Source organism: Actinomyces sp. 594 (assembly GCF_019325145.1).
Classification (GTDB): Bacteria; Actinomycetota; Actinomycetes; order Actinomycetales; family Actinomycetaceae; genus Actinomyces.
The window spans coordinates 1-9,307 of record NZ_PIZC01000051.1; the positions used below are offsets into that span (position 1 = coordinate 1).

The window sequence follows — 9,307 nt, forward strand, 5'->3', positions numbered from 1 at the left end:
AGAAGTCATGAGACTCAACCGTCCCAGAAGTGTGGAGACAGCACAGTACCTTTCGGTGACGCTACGTACCCCTACCGTACGAACCGTCACCACCAGGTACGAATCGTCGACCAGAACGTACGAACCGTCGTCACGAGGTACGAACCGTCGCGCCGGAGTACGGACCGCCGGCCAGAACATACGAACCGTCGTGAGAATGTACGAACTGTCAACCTGGGCCCGCGAACCACCGGCCAGAGCGTACGAACCGTCGCTGGAACTAGCGAATCGTTCGTCGGAACAGACGAGCCGTCGCCGGAAAGCGCGAACCGCCGCACCCGGTCCGCCGTGATCCGCGATGTCCCTTTGAGACTTACGGCCACATCTCCCGCCCCGAGCGCCCATCGCGCCACGTACCGTACCTAGCGGAACGCGCGCGCAAACGGCGATGTGGGTGCACGCCCACCATTAGCCCGCCACCCCCACAACGGAAGACTCCCTTAGCTGTTCTCAACCTCAATGAGTCCGCAGGTAGCTGCCCAACCATCCAGGGTGGTCACCCCACGGTTCGCCACGACCCGATACCCGGAATGGCAGGACTCGAGGCCTGCCTGCTGCGCCCAAGCACTCGCCTCGGACGCGGAGGAGAAGCGGAAATAGTCGGCCTGGTCCGTACGCCACGCCTCAATGCACCCCGAGGCGCCAGGGCACTGCTCGGCTGTAAGGTCTTGTGGGGAGGAGACCAACTGGTGCGAGTAATCGGGGCCGGTCAGCAGTTCCTTGAGGGTGAGCTCTTTATCCTGCTGCGCGGGCCCAATCACGTAGATGTAGGCATACAGGAGGTGAAGGGCCGCCACCACCGCCAGCCCCACCATGAGCGCAGCCCACAGAGGAACCATCGGATGGCGTCCACGTGCCCGGCGGTTGTCTTCTCCCATGCTGATCACTTTTCACAGCTCGTTCGGATTGGTCCAGTTACGGCGATACTTGGCGACGCCGTAGCTCCAGTGCGGCGATCGGTTGGGTGAGAACGCTCAAGGTTCCACGTTCCGGCGAAAGGCGAACCTGCGAAGTGGCGGCCAAACCGGTTCTTCGTGCTTGGGGCGCGAGGTGCCGGCAGCTGCCGGGCGCCTTGGCGAGGAGCGCTTGGCGATGGGCCTGTGCGTGTTTGGCGGTGCGGTTGAGGGTCTGCAGACGCGTCGTTGGTGAAGGGTGGGACGGAAGTGAGTGTCTCCCGCACGTCGTTCGCGCACATCTCATCTGATTCCTTCGCCGTTAGCAACGCTCGCTCTCCCGTCAGGGTCAGCGAAGCGATGAATGCGAGAACGAAACGAATACACGTCTGCCCAGTGGGTGCTTGAGGTTACTCATCAGGGACTCCTCTGCGCGGACGCAAGAAAAATGCGGCGCTGCGAGTTCGCAGGATAGGCGCCGGACGCTGGGCTGTCAACGGTTCGACGAGACTCGCCTCGGGCGCCGCAAAAGTGGTTCGGTGCGTCATCTGGAACTGCCGTGGGCAGTTGCGGGCCGAGGCGACGTGGGGGAGTGGATCGTCAATGCAGACGGAAGCGGCGATCGCTAGGAAGCACCCAGGTGCCTGCGCCAACGACGTATTAAGTGGGACAGTGAGGAGCTGCCCCGGCGCTCAGAGGCGATTCATTTCGACGGCGTCCGGGTAGCGCAAGGAGAAGGCACCGGGTGCGGCGCGCGCGGCGTCCGAGCAGTTGCTGGAAGGCCGTCGGACGCCATACCGGCGACCTGGCGGGCGGTAGCGCGCGGCGTGGTTCGCGTGCAGCCAGGCGGAAGCGCCGCCGTTGCTCAGTGCGTGGCCGGGTGGTTGCCGGAGGTGTTGCCGTATGAACCGTATGAACCGTACGTGTTGGCTGCTGGGGCCTGGCCCGTGCCCTGGCCTGGCGCCTGAGGCGTAGCGCCGTATGCGGGTACCTGCCCGTAGCCCTGCGCATCGGGCTGCGGATTCGCCGATCCGGATTCATAAAGTGGCGGGTATGGGGCGCCGGTAATCGGGTCGTGCCCAAGCTCTGCGGCGAGCCGCTCGCGGTACTTCGCCCCAACCAGGTGCGGGTACTTGGCGAGGATCTGCTTATCGATGTACGTGACGGCGTACAGCATGATGGTGAAGGGGATCATCAGGACCATCACGCGTATGCGTGTCGGGTGGGTTGCCTGGCTGGAAATCCATGCGTACATGCCGAACGCCGCCGCAATCCCGAGGACGCATGCGAGGAAGAACATCAGGCCGAAGTACTTAGAGCGGGGCGGGACTTGTGTCGACTGGTTTGCGGCCACGAGGAGGCTCCTGAGTGCGGGACATCGGTTACTGCCCCAGTATTGGTCGCGATCTCGTCACGCGGCAATGGCGTTGCCTGGGGACTACTACCCGTCTGCTCCGGGGCCGCCACCTACGCCGTGGGGGCGCCGTAGCCATAGGGACCATACGCCTCCGGCTGCCCCTGCGGCGCGGACTGCCCGTATCCCTGACCCGGGTGGCCCTGACCCGCCTGCCCCTGGCCGTCCGGCTGTGCCGGCATGGTCTGGCCGTATAGGTAACCGGGCGCAGCGGGTTGTGAGCCCGCCGGCATCTGTCCGTATCCCTGCACTGCCTGGTTGGCCGGAGCCTGCCCGTATCCCGATTGGGGCGTCATACCCGCCTGGTCCTGTGACTGCGGGCCGGGACCATACGCCGCTGTGCCGGGGATGCCGCTGCCCTGTGCCGGGGCGTAGCCGCCGACGTTGAGGGGTGGCCCCAGGGGCGCCCCGGTGATGGGGTCGTGCCCGAGCTTCTGGGCCAGCAGGTACCGGTCCTTGTTCCGCACCAGCTGCGGGGCCTTTTCGATGATGGCGTCGTCGATGACGCCTGCAATGGCGATGAAGAGCAATAGCGGGAAGATCAGCAGGATGACGGGAATCCGTACCGAGCTCACGATGTGGTTGGAGATCCATATGTAGATCCCGATCACGCCTGGTATGCCCAGGATTACCGCCAGTGTGATGAGCAACCAGTGGAACTTGGAGTGGGGTGTGGGTTCGTTCTTACCGGTGTTCTTGGCCATGAGGCGGCTCCTGATTCGGGGTGCGTGCCGCTCCAGTATTTCGCCGCGGCGTCAGACGGTACAAGGGGTAGGGGCGCGCGAAAAGTGTGTGATTCGTTATCAGGATCTTATGGTTTGTGGACGTGGAGGGTGGCGTCGGTCGCAGCCCGCGATGCATGCCCACGCTGCAGAGTCGGCGTCGCGCAAGAGCCGTCCGAGCAGGCTCGGGTGCACCCGGTTTCCCGCGAAAGTACGCGTAAGTGCTCTCGCGGCCCGAGGCCAGTGATGCTGCTCCCGTGCGCAATGCCCCTAGTTGCACGCAGGCATGCGTGCGCATGCCTCGGTCCCCGCGAACCGCGGACAACCTTGCCGCGCGGCCTCCTCACATAGGAAAATGCCCCCGACCGAGGCCCGGGCGCCCGGCGCCGGGGCCGCCGACCGAAGGGAAGCACTTCTTTGGCCGATTCCGTCGATTCCGTCAATTTCACCGGTTCTACCGACCTCGCCCGCGGCACCGATCGGCGCCGCACCGGTTCCGCCGCCCGCACCGGTTCCGCCGCCCGCACCGGTACCCGCCGGCTGAGCCGTCGCGACCTCCTGGCCGGCGCCGCCACCGCGGGCGCCGCCGCACTACTGGCGGCCTGCGCCTCCGGCGGCGGCAGCACTGCGGGCCCGTCGGCCGCCGCGGGCAACGCCTCGCAGGGCGCCACCGAGTCCTTCCCCATCACCATCGCCCACACCTACGGCTCCACCACGATCGCGGCCGAGCCGACCCGTATCGTGGCCATATCCACCGTCGACGCCGATGTGGTCATCTCCTTAGGCGTGGTCCCCATTGGCATGCCCGCCGTCACTGCGGGCGCCGACGGCCAGGAGGCCTACCCCTGGACCACCGCGGGTCTTGAAGCGCTGGGCGCCGGCTGGGACACCGCCGCCGCGCCCGCGCTGTACGCCACAGTGCACGACGTCGACGCCGATGCGGTCGCCGCGCTTGGGCCCGACCTGATCCTCGGTGTGCACTCGGGCATGAGCGAGGATGAATACGCGCGCCTGTCCGCCGTCGCCCCCACTCTGGCGTACCCGGCCGACGCCTCTGCCTACGAGGTCTCGTGGGAGGCGGTGACCGTCGCCGTCGGCAGGGCGCTGGGGCGTTCCGCCGCCGCAGAAGCCCTGGTCAACACCACCACGGACGTACTGACCACCGCACGCACCCTGAATCCTTCCCTTTCGGGTGCCGCCTACGCGGCGGTCGCACTCGATGCGGGCGGCCCGTCGATAACCGTGTTCACCGAGGTTGACACGCGTTCGCAGGTGCTGCGGCAGCTGGGCCTGGCCCCCGCGCCTGCCATTCAGGCGGTGGAGGGGGTTGCGGGAGCGGTTTCCGTGGACTACCCGCTCAGCGAGGCCGGGCAGCTGGATGCGGATCTGTTGTGGGCTCAGGTGGACGGCGACGCCGCCGTCGAAGCCGTCCAGGCGGACGACCGGCTGGCCGAGATCCCGGCCGTTGCTGACGGCACGGCCCTGTTCGTCGCCGACGAGGCTGCCGCCATGAGCCTGGCGGCGGCCTCCCCGCTGTCACTGCCTTGGTGCTGCGAGAACCACGTGCCGGACATCGTTGCAGCCATTGATGCCAGTAGGGCAATGGCGACGGCTGCGGCCAGCGCGTCGGCGAGTGCCACTGCCTCCGGCTCGGCGCGGTGAGCCGGGCTCTCGCCGCATAGACCGCGCTTGGCGCGTGACTTCCGCCGTTCCCGCGACGCCAAGCGCTTGTGAAGCACCTCGGGTGCAGCGTAGGTTAGCCTCACGTAGGTGAACCTGACCTAAGTTGGTGAAGGTTGCCTGCACCACTCGCGTGGGCCGTTCCGCGCGAGCCCTACCATCCCGAAGGAACACATGTCTCGCAAACTCCCCGTGCTCCTGGCCCTGTCTGCGACTGTCAGCCTGGCGCTGGCAGGCTGCTCCGGATCCACGGACACCGCATCCACCTCCAGCTCCACCGCCGCAGCCGACGGCGCCGCAACGGTTGCAACCTCGCAGGCCTCCGCCCAGCCAACGGCGGTCACCATCGACGACAACCACGGCAGCGTGGAGATCGCCCTGCCCGTGCAGCGGGCCGCCTCGACCGATAACCGCACCTTCGAGGTGCTGGCCGAGTGGGGAGTGCCCCTGGTGGCCGCTCCCAAGCAGCTCATCCCCTCCTCGATCACCGCCTATGACAGCGACGACGTCGCCGACATGGGCAACCACCGCGAGCCCGACCTGGAGGCCCTGGTCGCGGCGGAGCCGGACCTGGTGATCATCGGCCAGCGCTTCGCCGACCAGTACGACTCCATTGCGGAGCTCACCCCGGACGCCGCCCTACTGGACCTTGAGCCCCGTGACGGTGAGTCCTTCGACGCCGAGCTCAAGCGCCAGGTGACCGCCCTGGGGCAGGTCTTCGGCAAGGAGACCGAGGCCGAGGCGCTCATAACTGATTTCGACACTGCCCTGGAGCGCGCCAAGAACGCCTACGACGGCTCCTCGAAGGTCATGGCGGTGATCGTCTCCGGCGGGGAGATCGGCTACTCCGGCCCCACCACCGGACGCACCTGGGGACCACTGTTCGACCTGCTCGAGCTGGAGCCCGCCCTTGAGGTTCAGGGCTCCACCGATGACCACCAGGGAGACGACGTCTCCGTGGAGCAGATCGCCGAGTCCAACCCGGACTGGATCTTCGTCATGGACCGCGACGCGGCCATTTCCGCGGATGACGCCAATTACACGCCCGCCGCGGATGTGATCGCCGGCAACGCCGCGCTGCAGAACGTCACCGCGGTCGGCGCCGGGCAGATCGTCTACGCCCCGGAGGACACCTACACCAACGAGTCGATCATCACCTACACGGAGATCCTCAACTCGATTGCCGACGCCTTCGAAGGTGCACAGAACTGAGCACTCGGCAGCTCTCTAGGTCGGACGCACCGGCTGGCCGCGCTACTGACGCCGCCGCCCGCACCCGCGAGCCCCTGGTCAGCCGGGGGCTCGCGGTCGGGCTGGTAGTGGTGGTGGTTCTGCTGGGCCTGAGCCTGGCCACCGGCCAGTACTCGATCCTGTCCCACGCGGACGGCTGGGAGATGTTCCGCAATGTCCGCGTCCCGCGCACGCTGGCGCTGGTGCTGGCCGGGGCGGCCATGAGCATGTCCGGCCTGGTGATGCAGCTGATCACCCAGAACCGCTTCGTGGAGCCGACCACTACCGGCACCACCGAGTGGGCCGGGCTGGGCCTGCTGGCGGTCATGGTGCTCTTCCCGCGCGCCAGCGTGCTGGGGCGTATGGCCGGCGCGGTGGTGGCCGCGTTCCTGGGCACCACGGTGTTCTTCCTGCTGCTGCGGCGGGTCTCCCTGCGCTCCTCCCTGCTGGTGCCGATCATCGGCATGATGCTGGGGGCGGTGGTCAGCGCCGTGTCCACCTTGTTCGCCCTGCAGACCGACATGCTGCAGTCCCTGGGGGTGTGGTTCCAGGGCAGCTTCACCTCGGTGTACCGGGGCCAGTACGAGGTGCTGTGGATCGTGGTGGGGGTCGTGGCCGCGATCTTCCACTACGCCGACCGCCTCACCGCCGTCGGCCTGGGGCAGGACGTGGCCACCAACATCGGCGTCGACTACCGGCGCACCGTGCTGATCGGCACCGCTCTGGTGGCCGTGGCCACCGGCACCGTCACCGTGGTGGTCGGCTCGCTGCCCTTTCTGGGGCTGATCGTCCCCAACCTGGTGTCCATGCACCGCGGGGACGACCTGCGCTCCAACCTGCCCTGGGTGTGCCTGGTGGGCATCGGGCTCGTCACCGCCTGCGACCTGCTGGCCCGCACCATCATCGCCCCCTTTGAGATTCCGGTGGCTGTGGTGCTGGGCCTGGTGGGGGCCGCGGTGTTCATCGCCTTGATCATCCGCCAGACCGGGAGGGGAGGAGCATGAGCCCCGAAGCCTCCGCGGCGCCGACGACGTCGGTCACTGCCGCTCCGGTCACTGGCCACCCCGCGGGTGGCGAGACACGGGGCGCCCCCGCCGGCACGGGCGCGACACCGGGCGCCCCCACCGATCCCAGCGCGGCCACGAGCAGTCCCGCTGCCCGCCGCTCGGGCGCCTTCGCCACGCCCGCCGCCCGCCGTCGCTGGTGGCTGACCTACCTGGGGGTGACCGGCCTGGCCGTCTGCTTCGCCGTCGGCCTGCTGGTGTGGAGGAACCCGATGGCGCCGGGGACCCGCGGCTTCTGGCTGATCGCCGAGCGGCGCCTGGACGCCGTCGTCGCCATGATCGTGGTAGCCGTATGCCAGGCCATGGCCACCATCGCCTTCCAGACCGCCACCGGCAACCGCGTCATCACGCCGTCGATCATGGGATTCGAGTCCCTGTATCGGGCCATCCAGACCGCCACCATCTTCTTCTTCGGGGCCACCGGCCTGACCGCCACCCGCACCGCCCCCATGTTCGCCCTGCGGCTGGCGCTCATGGTGGGGCTGTCCCTGCTGCTGTACTCCTGGCTGCTGACCGGCGGCGCGCGCAACCTATACTCGATGCTGCTGATCGGCATCGTCATCGGCTCCGCGCTGGGCAGCGTCACCACCTTCATGCAGCGCCTGCTCACCCCCAGCGAGTTCGACCTGCTCTCGGCCCGGCTGTTCGGCTCCATCGCCAACGCCGATCCCGAGTACTACCCGATCGCCATCCCCCTGGCGCTCGCGGCGAGCGCGGCCCTGATGCTCTGCTCGCGTCGGCTCAACGTGATCGCGCTGGGGCGGGACACGGCCACCGGCCTGGGCCTGAGCCACACCCGCGCCACCATCGGCGTGCTGGTGCTGGTCTCGGTGCTCATGGCCACCTCGACGGCACTGGTCGGCCCCATGACCTTCCTCGGCTTCCTGGTGGCGACCCTGTCCTACCAGCTTTCGGGCACCTACGACCACCGCTACCTGTTCCCCATGGCCGCCAGCCTGGGACTGCTCGTGCTCACGGGTGCCTACTTCATCATGCGCCACGTGTTCTACGCCCAGGGCGTCGTCTCCATCATCATCGAGCTGGTGGGCGGCTCGGTGTTCCTCGCCGTCGTACTCAGAAAGGGGCGCCTGTGATCGAGCTGGACGAAGTGCGCAAGGTCTACAACTCCGAGGTCGCCATCGGCCCGGTCAGCCTGGAGCTGCCCGCGGGCGGCATCACCGCCTTCATCGGCCCCAACGGGGCGGGCAAGTCCACCCTGCTGACCATGGTGGGGCGCCTGCTGGGGATCGACGAGGGCGCGGTGCGCGTGGCCGGGCTGGACGTTTCCTCCACCAAGTCGGCGGACCTGGCGCGGGCGCTGTCCATCCTGCGGCAGGAGAATCACTTCATCACCCGGCTGACCGTGCGCCAGCTGGTGGGCTTCGGCCGTTTCCCCTACTCCCGTGGGCGACTCACGGCCGACGACGAGCGCATCATCTCCCGCTACATCGACTTCTTCGGCCTGGGGGAGCTGGAGGGGCGCCACCTGGACGAGCTGTCCGGCGGTCAGCGGCAGCGTGCCTACGTGGCCATGGTGCTGTGCCAGGAGACCGACTACGTGCTGCTGGACGAGCCCCTGAACAACCTGGACATCGCCCACAGCGTGGAGATGATGAACCACCTGGAGCGCGCCGCCCGGGAGTTCGGCCGTACCGTGCTGATCGTCCTGCACGACATCAACTTCGCGGCCCGCTACGCCGACCGCATCTGCGCCCTGAAGGACGGGAGCGTGTTCCGCTTCGGCCCGCCGGCGGAGATCATGCGCGACGACGTGCTCACCGCCGTCTTCGGCACCCCCATCCAGGTGATCGCGGGCCCGGCGGGCCCGCTCGCCTGCTTCTAGGCGCGGCGCACCGGCGGCGCTCGGCGCGTGCCCGCGGTTGGGGGTTGCGTTCCACGTCCCTGGTGCTTGTTGCACGACCCTGGTGCTTGTTGCACGACCCTGGTGCTTGTTGCACGACCCCGGGGAGGTCGTGGAAAGCACACCAAGGTCGTGGAACTTCCCGAGGGTCGTGGAACATCACTGGGGGGCGTGGTGTGGGCTTCGGCACAGGTAACGTACAGTTAATCGTTAACGAGTTGACACCAATCGCGGGGTCAGGGAACATGTACGCGCGGCTGTTTTCAGCCGTCATCATACCGGTGTTGGGAGGGCGCTCGTGGTTCGGGCTGCTTCCCGCGCCGTCTCCCAGAAAGGTACAACCGATGATCCCCGTTCCTAGGAGACGGAGAGCACTCTTACTCTCTCTCTCTCTCTCTCTCTCT

8 protein-coding genes are annotated in these 9,307 nt (G+C 67.6%); 5 read left to right on the forward strand and 3 right to left on the reverse strand.

Annotation, left to right across the window (positions count from 1 at the left end):
- Positions 1 to 479 precede the first annotated feature (479 nt).
- The 3 genes from GZ998_RS08985 to GZ998_RS08995 form a co-directional block, all read right to left on the reverse strand.
- Positions 480 to 917: a hypothetical protein gene (locus GZ998_RS08985; RefSeq protein ID WP_162680043.1), complete on the reverse strand. Its 438-nt coding sequence runs from the start codon at positions 915 to 917 to the stop codon at positions 480 to 482.
- A gap of 880 nt (positions 918 to 1,797) precedes the next feature.
- Complete coding sequence (locus GZ998_RS08990; protein WP_162680044.1) at positions 1,798 to 2,286, reverse strand: hypothetical protein; 489 nt, start codon at positions 2,284 to 2,286, stop codon at positions 1,798 to 1,800.
- Positions 2,287 to 2,399: 113 nt separating this feature from the next.
- Complete coding sequence (locus GZ998_RS08995; protein ID WP_162680027.1) at positions 2,400 to 3,050, reverse strand: hypothetical protein; 651 nt, start codon at positions 3,048 to 3,050, stop codon at positions 2,400 to 2,402.
- Between the two features lie 435 nt (positions 3,051 to 3,485).
- Here GZ998_RS08995 and GZ998_RS09000 point away from each other — a divergent pair, with 435 nt between their 5' ends.
- The 5 genes from GZ998_RS09000 to GZ998_RS09020 all read left to right on the forward strand — a co-directional run bounded on the left by GZ998_RS09000 (position 3,486) and on the right by GZ998_RS09020 (position 8,885).
- Positions 3,486 to 4,730 carry an ABC transporter substrate-binding protein gene (locus GZ998_RS09000; protein WP_219109657.1) on the forward strand — a complete coding sequence of 415 codons (1,245 nt, stop codon included), beginning with the start codon at positions 3,486 to 3,488 and terminating at the stop codon, positions 4,728 to 4,730.
- A gap of 192 nt (positions 4,731 to 4,922) precedes the next feature.
- Positions 4,923 to 5,960 carry a siderophore ABC transporter substrate-binding protein gene (locus GZ998_RS09005; RefSeq protein ID WP_161924842.1) on the forward strand — a complete coding sequence of 346 codons (1,038 nt, stop codon included), beginning with the start codon at positions 4,923 to 4,925 and terminating at the stop codon, positions 5,958 to 5,960.
- A gap of 110 nt (positions 5,961 to 6,070) precedes the next feature.
- A complete protein-coding gene (locus GZ998_RS09010) occupies positions 6,071 to 6,982 on the forward strand; it encodes an iron chelate uptake ABC transporter family permease subunit (protein WP_308807199.1) in 912 nt (303 codons plus the stop codon).
- The gene (locus GZ998_RS09015; protein ID WP_219109658.1) at positions 6,979 to 8,136 is read left to right on the forward strand and encodes an iron chelate uptake ABC transporter family permease subunit; all 1,158 of its coding nucleotides are present in this window, start codon (positions 6,979 to 6,981) and stop codon (positions 8,134 to 8,136) included. Before GZ998_RS09010 ends, GZ998_RS09015 begins: the two co-directional genes overlap by 4 nt.
- Complete coding sequence (locus GZ998_RS09020) at positions 8,133 to 8,885, forward strand: ABC transporter ATP-binding protein (protein WP_162680047.1); 753 nt, start codon at positions 8,133 to 8,135, stop codon at positions 8,883 to 8,885. Before GZ998_RS09015 ends, GZ998_RS09020 begins: the two co-directional genes overlap by 4 nt.
- The last annotated feature ends 422 nt before the right edge of the window (positions 8,886 to 9,307 follow it).

Coding starts and splice junctions, on each gene's coding strand:
- GZ998_RS08985 (WP_162680043.1), bottom strand. CDS start 917: ATGGGAGAAGACAACCGCCGGGCACGTGGACGCCATCCGATGGTTCCT.
- GZ998_RS08995 (WP_162680027.1), bottom strand. CDS start 3,050: ATGGCCAAGAACACCGGTAAGAACGAACCCACACCCCACTCCAAGTTC.
- GZ998_RS09005 (WP_161924842.1), top strand. CDS start 4,923: ATGTCTCGCAAACTCCCCGTGCTCCTGGCCCTGTCTGCGACTGTCAGC.
- GZ998_RS09015 (WP_219109658.1), top strand. CDS start 6,979: ATGAGCCCCGAAGCCTCCGCGGCGCCGACGACGTCGGTCACTGCCGCT.